Origin of the sequence: Kitasatospora sp. NPDC056138 (assembly GCF_042264695.1) — a bacterium.
Taxonomy (GTDB): Bacteria; Actinomycetota; Actinomycetes; order Streptomycetales; family Streptomycetaceae; genus Kitasatospora.
This window is the reverse complement of sequence record NZ_JBHJVK010000064.1, coordinates 1-16,509: the sequence shown is the minus strand read 5'-3', so window position 1 is coordinate 16,509 and position 16,509 is coordinate 1. Positions and strand designations below refer to the sequence as shown.

Genomic DNA, 16,509 nt, shown 5'->3' with positions numbered 1-16,509 from the left:
CGGTGGTGCGACATCCCTCGTGAGGAGAACACATGCGTGCCGTAGTCGTCTGGTGGGACCTGGCCGAGTCCGACCGGAGCATCGACGATCTCCGGGACTTCCTGCGGAACGAGGCGGTGGACCGGTTCACCGGCTTCCCGGGGCTGGTGCTGAAGACCTGGATCTCGGACCGGGAGAGCGGGCGCTGGGGTGCGATCTTCCTCTGGGAGTCGGCCGAGGCCGCCGCACAGCAGATCCCGCCCCGGGCCGCCGAGTTGATCGGCTACCCGCCCAGCCACCGGTTCGCCTTCGACGTCGAGGCGACCGCCGAGGGCACCCACCAGCTGGCGGCGCTCGCCGGTCTGTCCGGCCTCGGCCTGGCGCTCGAAGGCGCCTGAGCGCTCCCGGCACCGCTCCTGACCCCCGGGTCCGCAGCCGAGTCCGCAGCCGGGGTCCGCACCGGGTTCCGCGGCCGGTCCCGCCTCCGGCGCCGGTGCTGTCCCTGGTTCCGGCCCTGGGTCCGGTCCTGTTTCCGCTCCTGATCCGCTCCAACAGCACGGAAGTGACGGTGAGTTCAGATGGACCGACCGGTGGCCGTTCTGATCGGCGCACCCGGCTCCGGCAAGTCCACCGTGGGACGGCTGCTCGCCGGGCACCTCGGTGTGCGGTTCAGGGACACCGACGCGGACATCGAGCTGGCCGCGGGGCGTCCGATCCCCGAGCTCCTGGAGCAGGAGGGCGAGGCCCACTTCCGGGTGCGCGAGCGCGAGGCGGTCCGCCGGGCGCTGGCCGAACACCGGGGCGTGCTGGCGGTGGGCGGGGGAGCGGTGCTGGAAGAGTCCACCCAGCGGCTGCTGCGGGAGCACACGGTGATCCACCTCGCGGTCCGGGCCGAGCAGTTGGCGGCCCGGATCGGTACGGCGGAGACCCGTCCGCTGCTGGCGGACGATCCGCGGGGACGGCTCCGCACGGTGATCGCGGTCCGCACGCCGATCTACCGCAGGCTGGCCACCTTCAGCGTGGCGGCCAACGGACCGTCACGCGCGGTGGCCGGGCGGATCGCGGTGCTGCTCGCGGCCCGGGACGCCGCGGCCGACGCCGCCCGTGCGGCCCAGTACGCGGCCGGGCTGACGCTGGCCGACCTGCGGCTCCAGGTCGGCCGGTGAAGGAGTCCCACCTGACCACTCCTGTCACATATGCCGCTTCTGTCATAGGAGTTCATATGTGAAATACCGATTACCTCGTACACCAATAGTTGATCTTCACCAGTCCTCCCCCCCTAACATGGGCGCAGACCTGAGGGGGCGCCACCATGACGGGACCGCTGAGACGGCTCAAGGCCGTCGCCGTGAACATCGACGGCGTGATGCTGAACGACACCTTCAGCCCGGTGATCCACCACTTCATCACCAGCCGGGGAGGCCGGTACTCGGCGGAGACCGAGCGCCGGATCTTCTCCCAGCGGCAGGCCGACGCCGCCGTGGTGATAGCCGAGGCCGCCGGAGTCGACTGGTCGGTGGAACGGACCCTGGAGGTGTACTTCCAGGAGCGGGCCGAGTACCTGGTGCGGGACCCGAACCGGTTGCTGGCCGGCGCCGTCCCGCTGGTCGGGCGACTGCGCGCGCTCGGTCTGCGCACGGTCTGCTACGGCGGCCTGGAACGCTCCCACTTCGACCGCCACCTCGGCGACCACACCGGCCTCTTCGACCGGCCCGGGTACGTCTGCACCAACGACTTCCGCCCGGGAGTCACGGAGATCGTCACCGAGGTCTTCGGCCTCGACCACGACGAGGTGCTCTTCATCGACGACGTGGCCCGGGTCGGCGAACACGCGAGGGCGCTCGGCGTCCCCTTCATCGGTCATCCCTCGGACTTCCGGCACGGCTTCCAGCGCCGGCTGATGCGCGAAGCCGGGGTGCGCCACATCGTCGACTCCCTCGACGAGATCGACGAGGCCCTGATCCGCACCCTGGACGCACAGGCCGAGGCGGGCGAGGTCTGGCCGCGGCAGGCAGTGGCCGCGCTGGGCTGACCGCCGCAAACCCGGCCAGCCACGAATCTGGCAGGTCGCAGACCTCGAGCCACGACTCTGTGGTGTGAAAGCCGGGGTGATCACCGACACCGAAGGGGGGCGCCCCGTGGGGGCACTCGACGGGAAGACCGCTCTCGTCACCGGGGCGAGCCGCGGAATCGGCCGAGGCATCGCACGGCGTCTGGCCCAGGACGGCGCTCTCGTCGCTGTGCACTACGGTGGCAATGGGGCGGCGGCCGACGAGACTGTCGCTCTGATCGAGCAGGCCGGCGGCCGGGCCTTCCCGGTCTGCGCCGAACTCGGTGTTCCCGACGACGTCGATACGCTCTACGCCCGATTCGACGCGGCGCTCGATGGCCTCGGTGTGCGCCCCGGTTTGGACATCCTGGTCAACAATGCCGGCATCAGTGTCCCCGCCGGCATCGGCGAGGTGACCCAGGAGAACTTCGACCGGCTGGTCGCGGTCAATGCCAAGGCCCCGCTCTTCCTCGTTCAGCAGGGCCTGCCCCGGTTGCGGGACGGGGGGAGGATCGTCAACGTCTCCTCGGCTGCCACCAGGATCGCCTTCCCCGAAGGGGTGGCGTACGCGATGACCAAGGGAGCGCTGGAGACTCTCACCCTGGCGCTGGCCAAGGAGTTGGGCGGCCGAGGGATCACGGTCAACGTGGTCGCCCCGGGTTTCGTGGCCACGGACATGAACGCCCGTCGGCGGACGACTCCCGAGGCGGTCGCGGCACTGGAGGATTACTCGGCCTTCAAACGAGTCGGCCAGGTCGAGGATGTGGCAGACATTGTCACCTTCCTCGCCTCGGACGACTCCCGCTGGATCACCGGGCAGCGGATCGACGCAAGTGGTGGATCCCGGCTCTGACCCGGTGCGGGTGCTCTGCCCGGCCCCACGAAGAGGGTGTCGGCTCGACAACCGAGCCGGCACCCTCTCGTCCTTCCGTTCCCACGACGTCCCACCGGGGTGTCACGCGGTGACGGGAACCCGTGCGGGTGCCGAGACCGTGGCTGTGAAGACCGTCTGGTCGAACTGCTCACCGCGGACGGTCAACTGACGGACGGCCGGGTTCGCCGTGGCCACCTCCTGGGCCTCGATCCAGCAGGGCGCGTCGTACTCCACGAACCGGGTGAAGCAGCTGTCGAGTGAGGTGATCGTCTCGGCCTCCGGTGCCAGGATCCTGGCCGCCTGACGGGCCGCCTCGATGAGCACCATCCCGGGGAGGTGGTCGTTGGGGTGGTCGAAGAGGATCGGGTGCCGGATGTCCGCTCGCAACAGCCAGCGCTGCGGGACCCCGGTGGGGGCGAGCACGACATCGGAGTCGACCCGGCGGCCGACGAGTGCGGGTTCCACCGGCGCGGGCAGCAGCGGTGAGCTCGGCTGTGCCAGCAGACGGCCGCCGCGTATTCGGTGGTAGACGGCCGGCCTGAGGAAGCTGGCGCGGGTCTGGGCGGTTGCCACCCGGACGCCATCGCGCAGGAACTCGGCCTCGTAGCAGACAGAGCTCAGCTGGCCGCCGCTGTGCCGGAGGTTGGTGGCGGTGACCGCCAGCTCCAGGTCGGCCGGTGTCCTCCTGACCTCCAGTCCCCGCAGGTCGGTGTCGAAGTGCAACGTCTCTAGCAGGAAATAGCTGTCCATCGGTACGCCGAACTCGGCATGAGCAAGTAAGGTACCGACCTGTCGGATGGTTTCCGCAATGAGTACGGGGTCATGGTGAAGGCCGTCGGGAGATGTGAAGAAACTGTGCCCTCTGGGCCACTGTGCGGAGGCGCTGAAGCGAGTGTCGTCGAGCCGGAACCAGCGTGTCAGCAGGACCTCGGCCACGGCGGCGCGGTGGACGAGTTCCTTGGGGACAGTGGCAGTGAAGTGCGTCATTGCCGCGGGCAGCCGGGCCGGACTGTAGCCATAGGGTGGACTGAACAGCGCGCAGTCTGGAGCTGCAGCGACGGATGGCGACTCGATCATGTCCCCTCCCCCGAGGATCACGAAGAGCGTGGGTCAGGGCCCTCATGGCCCTGGAATCACAATACAGGTCAGCCGGTTTATTTGTGAGTCGTTCCGCCGCTCAATCTTGTGGCATGGGGGGCGGGACGCGGTGCAGTGAGTACGACAGGAGAACCCTGATGGCACAGCAGGAGCGCGCGATCCGCACGCGCCAGGTGATCTTGCAGGGGGCTGCGGAAGTCTTCGACGAGTTCGGTTACGACGCGGCGTCCATCAAGCAGATCCTCGCGAGGGTGCAGGTGACGAAGGGTGCGCTGTACTTCCACTTCCCCTCCAAGGAGGCACTGGCCAGAGGGGTGATGCAGGAGCAGACCCTGCACCTCCGATTGGCTCAGAATGCCTCCAAACTACAGCAGTTGGTGGATGTCACGATGGCGGTGGCGCATGCCCTGCCGGGGGACGCGATGCTTCGGGCCGGGGTCAGGCTCGCCCTGGAGCGGGGGTCGGTGGACTTCGCCGACAGCAATCCGCTGATCGCCTGGGCCGACGTCTGCCAGGGGCTGGTCGAGGAGGCCAAGGCGCAGGGCGAGACGCTGCCCCAGGTTGACGCCAAGGAGACGGCTGAGCTGGTGGTCGGCTGTTTCAACGGCATCCAGTCCTTCTCTCAGATCGTCTCGGGAATGGCGGATCTGGAGCGGCGCATCTCGATCCTGTGGCAGCACCTCCTGCCATGCGTGGCGACACCATCCACGCTGGCGCGGTTGGACACGGCGCCGGGCCGGGGGGCTCGCGCCTTGCTCCCGCCGGAAGAGGGCGGCAGCGAGCTGTTCCAGTAATAAGCGTTCCGGTTGAGGGCGCGACGTGTGGAGCGTCGCGCCCTCTCACTTGTCATGTCCGGTGCGCGAAGGTGGAGTTGGGGCCTGCGCGGGTGCGGCCTCCGACTGGGAACGACCCGCCGGGTCCGGGCCGGAGAGCATGGCACCCGGAGCCGGAAGCAGCGGGTCCGGTTCGGGTTCCGACCCCGAGGCGTCCAGCCGGCCCAGCTCCTCGGGCGGCACCAGGGTCGGAAGCACCGCCCGCCAGAGCCGGGTGATCACCTCGCGGTCCAGCCACTGCGCGTCCTGCCGCGCCAGCACCTCGACGCCCGTCACGGCGGCGGCGAGCAGGGTGGCCGTCACCTCCACCGGGGCGTCCGTGCGGACCTCTCGCCGGTCGGCCGCGCGCTTCAGCAGCAGCCGCACCATCCTCACCCAACTGCCGTGCGGCGACGGACAGATGGACGAGTCCAGGCCGGGGTCGGCGGTCAGCCGCAGGCCGGCCCTGAACACCACGTCGTCATCGACCCGGCGGGCCAGGCCGTGGCACAGGTCGATCAGGTACTGGATGGTCGAACCGCCCGGTCCGCGAGCCTCGCGGATGCTCTCCCGCAGCCCGTCCCGGGAGCCGGCCAGGACCGCCTCCGCCAGCTGCTCCTTGGAGCCGAAGTGGAAGTACAGGGCGCCCTTCGACATGCCCGAGAGCCTGGTGACGTCCCCCAGGCCGGTCATCGCGTAGCCGTCGGCGTCGAAGGAGGCGGCGGCGGCCTCGACCAGTAACTGCCTGGTGCGTTCGGCCCGTTCCTGGCGGGGCATGGCCTCTCCCTCGTGCTGGGCGGCCGGGCGGCGGAGGTGGGTGGCCGGCCGGGGTGCAGCAAGCCCGTCACTCCGCCGTCCGGCCGACTGCCGCCCGGTTGACGGGTGGCGCAGATGTGCGTGTACGGCAGCTTAACAAACCAACTGTGCGGTATCACTCTCTTCCGGGCAGGTTCTTTGAATCTCCATAAAGGTTCTGACGAAGTATTCAAAACCAACCAGTCGGTTCGGTATCGTGACTCCCTGCCAGCACCACACGTCTGGCCTCCCGGCGTCACGCCCGGAGGTGCGAGTGCAACCGCAGAAGAGGGGGACGGGGGCTGTGGAGCGGATCGAGAAGGATGTTCCGGACAGAATCTGGGGGGACGTGGCGGACGACTTCGTCACGGATTTCTCCCGCCGGATGCTCGCCTCGCTGAAGCGCCGTGACCAGCGGGCCCGTGGAGAGTGGTACATCTCCGGGCTGCTGTCGGTGCCGGGGCGGAAGTCGATGCGAGCGCTCGCCTCGGTGGCTGGTTACGGCGCCGCCGAGCAGAGCCTGCACCACTTCATCAGCGACTCCTCGTGGTGCTGGGAGAAGGTCAGGCACACGCTGGCCCGCCACCTGGACCGCGTGGTGCTGCCGCAGGCCTGGGTACTGAGCTCGATGGCCGTCCCGAAGGCCGGTGCACACTCCGTCGGAGTCGAGGAGTCCTTCCGCACCGAGCTCGGACGGGTCGTCAACAGCCAGCAGGCGTACGGGGTGTGGCTCGCCAACGAGGACATGAGCGCCCCGGTGAACTGGGGGCTCTTCCTGCCCCCGGGGTGGCTGGACAACGAGGAGCGCCGTCGGCGCGCCAAGATACCGGACGAGGTCGCCGCGGCCAGCCCCGAACTGTGCGCCGTCAACACCGTGGTGGAACTCGCCGGCCCGGACTGGGGCCTGCGCCGCCGCCCGGCCGTACTGGACGCCCGTGAACTGGACGCCACCGCGCTGGTCGAGGAGTTCACCCGCCGGGGCGTGCCCTTCGTGATGCGGGTCGGCGGTGCCACCCGGCTGGTCGGCTTCGACCTCAGCCTGCCGGGACGGGGCGAACGGCTCTTCCAGGCACAGCAGTTGATCGAGTGGGCGAAGCGGTTCTCCCGGCCGGTGGGCTGGGTCGACCCCGACTACTCGATCACCCGCTCGATCCTGGTCAGCGGCACCCGGGTGACCATGCCCTCGATCCGCCGCCCCGGTTCGCCCGGTCTGCCCGAGCGGGCACTGACCCTGGTCGGCGGCTGGTCGGGGTCCAAGGGGCAGCCGCCGGAGCTGTGGCTCTCCAACATGGTGGAGGTGCCGCCGGTGGCACTGCTGCGCCTGGGCCGGCTCACCCGCCGGGTGGCCAAGGACTTCTCCGAGGTCAGCGCCAAGGTCGGGATGCGCGACTTCGAGGGCCGCAGCTACGCGGGCTGGCACCGCCACGCGACCCTGTGCTCGGTCGCACACGCGATCTCGGTCCTCTCCTCGGCCCGCCGCCAGGGCTTCGACAAGTCCCAGGAACTCTCCGCCTAGCGGCTCCGGGGATCCACCGGACCGGGGGCGCGGGGAGTTGCGCGCACCGGAGGGGCCCGGTCGGCCAGGCCCACTCGCGGTCACCCGCAGGGGCAACGGCCGGCCGGACCGTGGGCGCGGGGAGCCGTGTGCAGCGGAGAGCGCCGGATCGCGTCGTCCCCCAGGGGAGCAGGACGCACCGCTCCACCGGGATCGACGAGGTGCAACCGGCCCACCGGGCCCGGCCGAAGGCGGTCGCCTTCGGCTCCGCGCACTTCCCCGCGCCCCGCAGGGGTCCGCCCCGGCCTCGAACGCCCCGGCCTCGAACGCCCGGTTCCCTCAACGCCCGGTTCCCGAAAGGCCCGTTCCGCAGGATCGACCCCCGAACGCCCGGTTCCCGAAGGGCCCGTCCCCGAAAGCCCGACCGCTGAAAACCAGGCCGCTGAAGGCGGCCCCCGGCGGACGGCTCAGCCCGCGCGGCGGGCCAGTTCGGTCTGCCCGGCCTCGCGCATGGCGTCCACCGGCACATCGCTCCGCCCGGTGATCAACTCGACCTGCCGGGCGGCCTGGTGGACCAGCATCGACAGCCCGTCCACCACCGTGCTGCCGGCGAACCCGGCGGCCTTGGCGAGTCGGGTCGGCCAGGCCGAGGGGACCACGTCCAGGACCGCCGCCCGCGAGTGCACGATCGCCGCCGCGTACGGATCGGCGGCCCCGGCCGGCAGCGTCGAGATGACCAGTCCGGCGCTGTGCAGCAGTTCGTCGAGCCGGTCGAAGGTGTGGACGTCCACGGCCATGCCCAGCCGTCCGGCTGCGGCGGCGGCCTCGGCCGCGCGCCGGTGTTCGCGGACCACCAGGCTGGGTTCCCTGATCCCGAGGTCGCGCAGTGCGGCGAGGGCCGAGGAGGCGGTGGCGCCGCCGCCCAGCACCAGGGCCGAGGCGGGGGCGTCCACCCCGGCCTCGCGCAGTGCGAGGGTGATCCCGTGGGCGTCGGTGTTGTCGCCGAAGCTGCGGCCCTTGCGGAAGACGACCGTGTTCACGCCGCCGACGTCCAGCGCGAGATCGGTGACGTCGTCGAGCCAGGGCAGGGCGGCCCGCTTGAGCGGCATGGCGAGGGTGAGACCGGCCCAGGTGCTGTTCCGGGAGTCGAGCATCCCGTACAGCGTGGTTTCGTCGCACTCGATCGCTTCGAAGCCCCAGTCGAGGCCCATGGCCGCGTAGGCGGCCCGGTGCAGGGTGGGTGAGAGGGACTGGTCGACCGGGGAGCCGAGTACCGCCGCGCGGGTGGCTGCCTGGCGGGACAACCTCGTGTGGTCCACCACTGACTTGTGATCTGCACGCATGGTCGGTGGAACTCCTTCTGCAGAGGTGGGGACGGGGTCGGACTGGGTTCGACCCGCCATCTCCCCCTGGTATTTCTCAGCTTAGGCAGCCGGTCGCTCTCCTAAAGGAACGCGTTGACACAGAGTCATCTCCGTCTGTGATTCGACACATATCCTGCCTTACTCCGTCAGATCGCGAGGGCCCCGCAGCCCCTTTCGCCGTGCCCCGGACAACTCTGTTTAACAAGGAATTGTCATGGCGTTTCACACATCTGACACGATCAGCGATGGACGGTTGATCGAATCTTCACAATCTCTGCATGGTTTCGGCCTGACCGACTGGTACCGGCCGGTCGTGGCTGACGCAGGAGGAACGGGGAGCGATGCTGTCACGGAGAAATGCCCTGAAAGCCGGCGTGACCACCGGGCTGGTCGGTGGCGCGGGTCTGCTGGTGCCGTACCTGCCGCACGCCGCGGCCGACACCAGCGGTGGCGCGGACGCCGGTGCGCCCGGCCCCACCGCGACCGGCACGGCGCCGCCCGCGGTGATCCCGCAGTTCGCTGTCCCGCTGACCGTTCCGCCGGTGCTCGCCCCGACCTCCACGTCGGCCACCACGGACTACTACACGGTGACGATGCAGAAGGCGTACGCCTCGATCGTCCCCGAGACGAAGACCGAGGTGTACACCTACAACGGCAGCTTTCCCGGGCCGACCATCAAGGCGAGGTTCCAGCGGCGGGTGGTGGTCAAGCAGATCAACAACCTCGGCACCCCGGTCTCGGTCCACCTGCACGGCGGCAACGTCCCGCAGGACAGCGACGGTTCGCCGATGAACCTGATCGCTCCCGGCGGCGCGAAGAACTACACCTACCCGAACGACCAGGACAACGCGACGCTCTGGATCCACGACCACGCCCACCACATGGAGTCCGAGAACGTCTACCGGGGTCTGACCTCGCTCTACCTGCTCAGCGACGACCTGGAGCGCTCGCTCCCGCTGCCCGGCGGGGAGTACGACGTCCCGCTGATCCTGCGCGACGGCCGGTTCGACGCCAACGGGCAGCTGGTCTACGAGCTGGACGACCACCTCCTGCGCAACACCATCCTGGTGAACGGCCGGCCGTGGCCCTACTTCCAGGTGGCGGCGCGCAAGTACCGCTTCCGGATCCTGAACGGCAGCAACTCGCGGATCTTCTCGCTGGCGCTCTCCGACAACACCTCGTTCGTGCAGATCGGTTCGGACGGCGGCCTGCTGGAGAAGCCGCACACCACCGCGGGCCTGATGCTCTCGCCGGGCGAGCGCGCCGATGTGGTGATCGACTTCTCCGGATACCCGATCGGCACCCGGCTGGTGCTGACCAACCCCGGGATGCCGGGGCCGCCGGAGACCGGCCAGGTGCTGCGCTTCGACGTCACCCGCACCGCGCCGGACCCCAGCGAAGTCCCGGACCAGCTCGGCGAGTTGGCGGCTCCGCAGGTCGCAACCGTGAACCGGACCTTCGTCCTGCGGATGGACGAGGACGGCCGGCCGGACGCCGCCGCCTACATCAACGACAGGACCTACGACGCCAACCGGATCGACACCAAGATCGCCTGGGGTACCACCGAGGTCTGGACGGTCAGCAACGCCAACCAGTACGCGCCGCACAACTTCCACCTGCACCAGGTGCAGTTCCGGGTGCTGGAGCGCAACGGGAAGGCCCCCGACCCGTCCGAGGGCGGCCTCAAGGACACCGTCCGGCTCTTCCCCGGAGAGATCGTCAAACTGCTGATCACGTTCGACAGTTACGAAGGCGTCTACCCCTACCACTGCCACCTCTTCGACCACGGGGCGATGGGGATGATGGGCAACATGCAGATCAGCTGAACGGGCGCCCGCGGCACCGACTCCCCGCTTCCGCAGGGCGGAAGCAAGGTGATGAAGTCATCGCGGCAGGTTTGCCGGTCCCCGTCCGGGCGGGCGACAGTCGAGCGAGGACTTCTCTGCATCCGGCCATCAGTTACACCCCGAAATGGAGTGCGGACGTGACCAACGTCGCCGTCATCTACTACTCGTCCACCGGGCACACCCACACCCTGGCCGCGGCGGCCGCGGAAGCCGCCGGGAAGGCCGGCGCCGAGGTCCGTCTGCGCAAGGTCCGCGAGCTCGCCCCCGAGGGCGCGATCGCGAGCAACCAGGCCTGGGCCGAGCACGTCGCCGCCACCGCCGACGTCGAGGAGGCCACCCTGGCCGACCTGGAGTGGGCGGACGTCATCCTGTTCGGCACCCCGACCCGCTTCGGCCTGCCGGCCGCTCAGCTCAAGCAGTTCATCGACACCGCCGGCGGCCTGTGGTTCCAGGGCAAGCTGGTGAACAAGGTGGCCTCCTCCTTCGTCTCCACCAGCCAGGTCCACGGCGGCCAGGAGAGCACCCTGCTGGCCCTCAACAACACCTTCTACCACTGGGGCGCGATCATCGTGGCCCCGGGCTGGGCGGACCCGATCCAGTTCGCCGAGAGCAACGGCAACCCCTACGGCGCCAGCCACGTCTCGAACAACACCAACCCGCCCGGCGAGGAGAACCTCGGCGCGGTCGAGTTCCAGGCCCGCCGCGCGGTCGAGATCGCCACGGCGCTGAAGATCGGCCTGCAGGCGTCCTGATCCGCCGCACCCGCTCCGCGCAAGGGGATTCCGGTTCGCCGGAGTCCCCTTGCGCCGTTTTCGGGCCGCACCGGTTTTCCGGTGAATCGCGCGAGCAGCTGACGAAGTCGACCAAGGCATGTTGCCGCATTCGCCCCGGCTGCCGCAGAGTTTTACCGGAAAAGGATTCCGGCGGGTTCGGCAGGGGGAGTTCGATGTCGGCGATGGTGATCTCCTGGGACGTTCCGGTGAATACCGGAAGCACCCGGGACGCGGCGCGGATAACCGCGGTCCAGCTCTGGGAACAGCTCCTCCGCAAAGCCGAGAATCCGGTCCCGTACGTCCCCGCGATCACCGAGTGCACGATTCTGGACCGCTTTCCCGGTGGTTTCACCCGGGAGATCGTCCGGGACGGCAGCTGGGTGTTCCAGCGGGTCGAGATCGAACCGGGCCGGTCGATCGTCTACCACCAGCCGGGCGACCCGGACGTCGAATCCATCGTCAACCAGGTGGGCCGGGACGACAACGGCGGCCCGACGCTGACCATTTCCGTGCACCTCGCCCCGGAGGGCATCGAGAAGGTGATCCGGGAGAGCCGGTTCCTCGAGGCCACCGATGCCTATTTCACCGACGCACTGCGGGCAGTGGTCGATGAGATCCGGGCCACCGCGGGTGAACTCACCCCTCTGCCCGCAGCGGCGTGACACCGCCCGCGCTCGTCTTCGGGCGCTCCTGACCCGCGCCCCGCGGAGCGCGCACAGCACCAGCCCCCATCACAGGAGGAACCTGATGACCGCACGATTCGCCGGCAAGGTCGCCCTGGTCACCGGAGGCGGCACCGGCATCGGCCGGGCCACCGCGCTGGCCTTCGCCCGTGAGGGTGCCACGGTGATGGTGGCCGGGCGAGAACCATACGAGCTGATGGAGACCGTCGAGCTGATCGAGAAGGAGGGCGGCGTCGTCGACGCCATCCCCGCCGACGTCACCCACAGCATGGACGTCATGAAGGTGATCCGCACCACCGTCGAACGCCACGGCGGCCTGGACATCGCCTTCAACAACACCGGTGCCAAGGGCAACCCGAGCCCGCTCGCCGAGGTCTGCGAGGCCGCCTGGGGCGACCTGCTCTCCGCCAACCTGACGGCCGTCTGGCAGCTGATGAAGCACGAGATCGCCTACATGAAGGACAACGGCGGCGGCGTCATCATCAACACCGCGGCCAACGTCGGCCTGCACGCCCGCAACACCGGCTTCGGCGCCTTCGCCGCCTCCACCGCGGCGCTCTCCACCCTGACCAGCGCCGCCGCCCAGGAGTACATCGCCGACGGCATCCGGATCAACGCGATCAGCCCCGGCTCGGTCGACCCCGAGCTGGAGCGCAGCCTCGCCGAGCAGGCCGTCGCGGCCGGGCCCACCACCTGGGCCGGCGCCGACCTGCCGACCGACCGGATCGCCAAGACGGACGAGGTCGCCTCCACCATCCTCTGGCTGGCCAGCGACGACGCCGCCTTCGTGGTCGGGCACGACATGGTGCTCGACGTCGCGGTCACCTTCTGATGAGTGACATCCTGCGCAGACTGTCCCGCGAAGGCGTGTCGGTCTGGCTCGACGACATCAGCCGGGAACGGCTGGCCGGCGGAGGGCTCGCGCGGCTGATCCGCGAGCGCCACGTGGTCGGGGTCACCTCCAACCCGACCGTCTTCGCCCAGGCCCTGGCGTCCGACGCCGAGGCCTACGCCGAGCAGCTGCAGGACCTGGCCGTCCGCGGGGCCACCGCCGAGGAGGCCGTCCGCGAACTGACCACCTACGACATCCGCTGGGCCTGCGACCTGCTGCGCCCGGTCCACCGGGAGACCGGCGGCCGGGACGGGCAGGTGTCCGTCGAGGTCGACCCCAGGTTCGCCCGCAACCCCGACGCCACCGTGGCCGAGGCCAGGGCGCTGTGGTGGGCGATCGACCGGCCCAACCTGCTGATCAAGATCCCGGCCACGGTCGAGGGACTGCCCGCGATCACCCGCTGCCTGGCCGAGGGCATCGGCGTCAATGCGACGCTGATCTTCTCGCCGGAGCGGTACGAGCAGGTGGCCGAGGCCTTCCTGGCCGGTGTCGAGCAGGCCCACCGGGCCGGCCGGGACCTGAGCCGGATCGCCTCGGTGGCCTCCTTCTTCATCAGCCGCGTCGACACCGCCGTCGACCAGCGCCTGGACGCCTTCGGCACCCCGGAGACCAGGGCACTGCGCGGCCAGGCCGCGATCGCCGGAGCCCGCCTCGCCCACCGGCACCACGGGCAGGTCTTCGGCACCGGTCGCTGGGACCGCCTGGCGGCCCACGGCGCCCGCCCGCAGCGCCTGCTCTGGGCCTCCACCGGCGTCAAGGACCCCGGCTACTCCGACACCAGGTACGTGGACGAGCTGATCGCCCCGGACACCGTGAACACCATGCCCGAGGCCACCCTGGACGCGGTCGCCGACCACGGCAGGGTGCCGTGCCGCCACCGGATGGAGCGGTACTACGCCGACGCCCAGCGGGTGAGGGACTACCTGAACTGGTTCGAGATCTCCTACCCGGAGCTGCTCGAAACCCTGGAGCAGGACGGCCTGGAGAGGTTCGACGCCTCCTGGGCCGAGCTGCTGGACGAGATCGCCGTCCAGCTCGACAAGCGCCGCTGAGAGCCGCCGGCCGGCCGCCGTGGCCGGACCCGCGCAGACCGCAGCCAGACCGAGGACCGCAGAGCGATGACCGGAGCCAAACCGTGACAGGTAAGACCGCCAGGATCCCCGGGTCGAAGAGCATCACCAACCGGGTACTGCTGCTCGCCGCAGCGGCCACCGGCCGCACCCGGCTGCTCGACCCGCTGGAGAGCGACGACACCGTCGCCTTCCGCACCGCGCTCACCGACATCGGTCTGGACGTCACCGTGGACGCCGCCCACTGGGAGGTCCAGGGCTGCGGCCACGGACCGGCGGGCCCGGCCCGGATCTGGTGCAACGACGCGGGCACCGCTGCCCGCTTCCTGCCGGTCCTCGCGGCCACCGGCGACGGCGAGTTCCTCTTCGAGGGCTCCGCCCAGCTGACCGCCCGCCCGCTCGGCCCGCTCACCCGGGCCCTGGCCGAACTCGGCGCCGAGGTCGAGGCGGGAGCCGGCGGCGGCCTGCCCCTGCGGATCACCGCCCGAGGACTGCGCGGCGGCGAACTCCACCTGGACTCCTCCACCAGCAGCCAGTACCTGACCGGCCTGCTGCTCTCCGCCCCGCTGATGCGCGAGCCGCTGACCGTCACCGTCTCCGGCCTCGTCTCCCGCCCGTACATCGAGATGACCATCGCCCTGATGCGCCGCTTCGGCGGGCGGGTGACGGCCACCCAGAACCCGGACGGCGAGCTGGTCCTGCGGGTCGAGACCGGCGGCTACACCGCGACCAGCTTGCGGATCGAGCCGGACGCCTCCACCGCCTCGTACGTCTTCGCCGCCGCGGCGGTCACCGGGGAACGGGTGACCGTACCCCACCTGGGCCGCGACAGCCTCCAGGGCGACCTGCACTTCGTCGACGTCCTGGCCAAGGCGGGCGCCCGGGTGGAGATCGGCGAGGACGCCACCACCGTCACCGGCGGCGGGCAGCTGCGCGGCGGCTTCGAGGTCGACATGGGGGACATCTCCGACACCTTCATGACCATGGCCGCCATCGCCCCGCTCGCCGATGCGCCGATCACCATCCACGGCATCGCCCACGCCCGCCTCAAGGAGTCCGACCGGATCGCCGCGGTCGCCCGGAACCTGCGCGCCCTCGGCATCCGGGTCGAGGAGGGCCCGGACCGGATCACCGTCCACCCGGGCACCCCGGGACCGGCCACCATCGCCTGCCACCGCGACCACCGCATCGCGATGGCCTTCTCGGTCCTCGGCCTCCGCTCCCCGGGCATCGTCCTCGACGACCCCCACTGCGTGGCCAAGACCTTCCCCGACTTCCACCGCGAACTCCGGCGCCTGTTCGGGGAGCAGGCCCGCTAGCGCGATCCGCCGGTGCCGGCCGGCGCAGCTCCCGCGCTCCCGGCGGGCCCGCCCCGTCCCCGGCGGCGCGTTGCCGGAGCCCGCACGGCCGACCCCCAAGCCCACGATTCGCCGGCCACCGGCCGGACGACACACGAGAGGAACACGAGCCAGGATGGCGAAGATAGTCATTGCCGGCGGCGGCATCGGCGGGCTGGCGACCGCGCTCAGCATCTCCCGCCAGGGCCACCGGGTGGTGGTGCTGGAGTCCCGCGACACCTTCACCGAGATCGGCGCGGGCATCCAGCTGGGCCCGAACGCCTTCTACGCCCTCGACCGGCTCGGGGTCGGCGACCAGGTCCGCGAACGCGCCGTCTTCATCGACGAGTTGCGCTTCATGGACGGCACGACCAGCGAGCAGGTCGCCTCCATGCCGCTCACCGGCGACTACCGCACCCGCTTCGGCAACCCGTACGCGGTGGTCCACCGGATCGACATCTACGAGCCGCTGCTGGACGCCTGCCGCGCCCTGGACACCATCGAGCTGCGCACCGACGCCAGGCTGACCCACTACACGCAGGACGCCGCCGGGGTCACCGCCCACCTCGCCTCGGGCGAGGAGGTCCACGGCGACGCCCTGGTCGGCGCGGACGGCATCAACTCCTACGTCCGCAAGCAGATGATCGGCGACGGCTACCCGAAGGTCTCGGGCCACACCATCTACCGTTCGGTGATCCCGATGGAGAAGGTGCCCGAGGAACTGCGCTGGAACACCGTCACCCTGTGGGCCGGGCCGAAGTGGCACTTCGTCCACTACCCGATCGGCAGCGGCAAGTACTTCAACCTGGCCGCCACCCGGGACGACGCCGCGACCGAGGCCGTGATCGGCAAGTCCGTGGAGAAGGACTTCGTGCTGAACGAGTTCCCCGACCTCGGTGAGATCCCGCGCCAGCTCCTGGAGTTGGGCGAGGACTGGAAGTCCTGGGTGCTCTGCGACCGCGACCCGGTCGAGAAGTGGACCGACGGCCGGGTGGTCCTGATCGGCGACGCCGCGCACCCGATGCTCCAGTACGCCGCCCAGGGCGCCTGCCAGGCCCTGGAGGACGCGGTCTGGCTCGGCGACCTGATCGGCACCGAGCCCGCCGACTTCGGGCAGCGCTTCGAGAAGTTCAACGGCGAGCGCAGCGAGCGCACCGGCGCCACCCAGCTGACCGCCCGCGAGATGGGCAGGCAGCTCTACCACCCGATCGGCGAGGCGGCGAAGGAGCGCAACGCCATGCTCTCCGCCTTCACCCCCGAGGAGCTGTACCAGAAGGTCGAGTGGCTGCACGGCGGCAAGGCCGGCCTGCCCCTCGACGGCGAGGGCCGATGACCGTGGGCAGTCTGCGCTGGCTGACGGCGGGGGAGTCGCACGGTCCCGCACTGGTCGCGACGCTGGAGGGCCTGCCGGCCGGGGTGCCGGTGACCACCGCCGTGGTG

The 16,509-nt window shown here is 70.4% G+C and carries 17 protein-coding genes; 14 read left to right on the top strand and 3 right to left on the bottom strand.

Going from position 1 to position 16,509, the window contains the following annotated elements:
* The first annotated feature begins 32 nt into the window (after positions 1-32).
* The 4 genes from ACFC1R_RS30105 to ACFC1R_RS30090 all read left to right on the top strand — a co-directional run bounded on the left by ACFC1R_RS30105 (position 33) and on the right by ACFC1R_RS30090 (position 2,882).
* Positions 33-377: a hypothetical protein gene (locus ACFC1R_RS30105; RefSeq protein ID WP_375943932.1), complete on the top strand. Its 345-nt coding sequence runs from the start codon at positions 33-35 to the stop codon at positions 375-377.
* Positions 378-557: 180 nt separating this feature from the next.
* Positions 558-1,145, top strand: a complete 588-nt coding sequence (locus tag ACFC1R_RS30100; protein ID WP_375943930.1) for a shikimate kinase — start codon at positions 558-560, stop codon at positions 1,143-1,145.
* A 146-nt stretch (positions 1,146-1,291) separates the two neighbouring features.
* A complete protein-coding gene (locus ACFC1R_RS30095; RefSeq protein WP_375943928.1) occupies positions 1,292-2,011 on the top strand; it encodes an HAD family hydrolase in 720 nt (239 codons plus the stop codon).
* Between the two features lie 106 nt (positions 2,012-2,117).
* Positions 2,118-2,882, top strand: coding sequence for an SDR family oxidoreductase (locus tag ACFC1R_RS30090; RefSeq protein ID WP_375943926.1), 765 nt, complete (start codon positions 2,118-2,120; stop codon positions 2,880-2,882).
* Between the two features lie 102 nt (positions 2,883-2,984).
* On the opposite strand, the gene ACFC1R_RS30085 is transcribed toward ACFC1R_RS30090, so the two are convergent.
* Positions 2,985-3,890 carry a ScbA/BarX family gamma-butyrolactone biosynthesis protein gene (locus ACFC1R_RS30085; protein ID WP_375943976.1) on the bottom strand — a complete coding sequence of 302 codons (906 nt, stop codon included), beginning with the start codon at positions 3,888-3,890 and terminating at the stop codon, positions 2,985-2,987.
* A 248-nt stretch (positions 3,891-4,138) separates the two neighbouring features.
* Here ACFC1R_RS30085 and ACFC1R_RS30080 point away from each other — a divergent pair, with 248 nt between their 5' ends.
* Entirely contained in the window at positions 4,139-4,795 is a 657-nt protein-coding gene (locus ACFC1R_RS30080) for a ScbR family autoregulator-binding transcription factor (protein WP_375943924.1), read from the top strand.
* A gap of 45 nt (positions 4,796-4,840) precedes the next feature.
* Here ACFC1R_RS30080 and ACFC1R_RS30075 read toward each other — a convergent pair whose 3' ends face one another.
* Positions 4,841-5,590: a ScbR family autoregulator-binding transcription factor gene (locus tag ACFC1R_RS30075; protein WP_375943922.1), complete on the bottom strand. Its 750-nt coding sequence runs from the start codon at positions 5,588-5,590 to the stop codon at positions 4,841-4,843.
* A gap of 367 nt (positions 5,591-5,957) precedes the next feature.
* Between ACFC1R_RS30075 and ACFC1R_RS30070 the strand changes: the two genes are divergently transcribed.
* Positions 5,958-7,124: an IS701 family transposase gene (locus tag ACFC1R_RS30070; RefSeq protein ID WP_375943921.1), complete on the top strand. Its 1,167-nt coding sequence runs from the start codon at positions 5,958-5,960 to the stop codon at positions 7,122-7,124.
* A 446-nt stretch (positions 7,125-7,570) separates the two neighbouring features.
* Here ACFC1R_RS30070 and ACFC1R_RS30065 read toward each other — a convergent pair whose 3' ends face one another.
* Positions 7,571-8,446, bottom strand: coding sequence for a shikimate dehydrogenase (locus ACFC1R_RS30065; protein ID WP_375943919.1), 876 nt, complete (start codon positions 8,444-8,446; stop codon positions 7,571-7,573).
* Positions 8,447-8,808: 362 nt separating this feature from the next.
* On the opposite strand from ACFC1R_RS30065, the gene ACFC1R_RS30060 reads away from it, so the two are divergent.
* The 8 genes from ACFC1R_RS30060 to ACFC1R_RS30025 all read left to right on the top strand — a co-directional run.
* Complete coding sequence (locus tag ACFC1R_RS30060; RefSeq protein ID WP_375943917.1) at positions 8,809-10,293, top strand: multicopper oxidase family protein; 1,485 nt, start codon at positions 8,809-8,811, stop codon at positions 10,291-10,293.
* Between the two features lie 158 nt (positions 10,294-10,451).
* Positions 10,452-11,066: an NAD(P)H:quinone oxidoreductase gene (gene wrbA, locus ACFC1R_RS30055; RefSeq protein WP_375943915.1), complete on the top strand. Its 615-nt coding sequence runs from the start codon at positions 10,452-10,454 to the stop codon at positions 11,064-11,066.
* 203 nt (positions 11,067-11,269) lie between these two features.
* Complete coding sequence (locus ACFC1R_RS30050; RefSeq protein ID WP_375943913.1) at positions 11,270-11,749, top strand: AtaL-like protein; 480 nt, start codon at positions 11,270-11,272, stop codon at positions 11,747-11,749.
* 85 nt (positions 11,750-11,834) lie between these two features.
* A complete protein-coding gene (locus ACFC1R_RS30045) occupies positions 11,835-12,602 on the top strand; it encodes an SDR family NAD(P)-dependent oxidoreductase (RefSeq protein ID WP_375943911.1) in 768 nt (255 codons plus the stop codon).
* Positions 12,602-13,714, top strand: a complete 1,113-nt coding sequence (tal, locus tag ACFC1R_RS30040; protein WP_375943909.1) for a transaldolase — start codon at positions 12,602-12,604, stop codon at positions 13,712-13,714. Before ACFC1R_RS30045 ends, tal begins: the two co-directional genes overlap by 1 nt.
* A gap of 83 nt (positions 13,715-13,797) precedes the next feature.
* Positions 13,798-15,051 (top strand): 3-phosphoshikimate 1-carboxyvinyltransferase, encoded by a 1,254-nt coding sequence (gene aroA / locus ACFC1R_RS30035; RefSeq protein ID WP_375943907.1) that lies wholly within the window; start codon positions 13,798-13,800, stop codon positions 15,049-15,051.
* Positions 15,052-15,205: 154 nt separating this feature from the next.
* Positions 15,206-16,402 carry a 3-hydroxybenzoate 6-monooxygenase gene (locus tag ACFC1R_RS30030; RefSeq protein ID WP_375943905.1) on the top strand — a complete coding sequence of 399 codons (1,197 nt, stop codon included), beginning with the start codon at positions 15,206-15,208 and terminating at the stop codon, positions 16,400-16,402.
* A gap of 2 nt (positions 16,403-16,404) precedes the next feature.
* On the top strand, positions 16,405-16,509 hold a 105-nt coding region (locus tag ACFC1R_RS30025), incomplete at its 3' end, for a chorismate synthase (protein ID WP_375943974.1).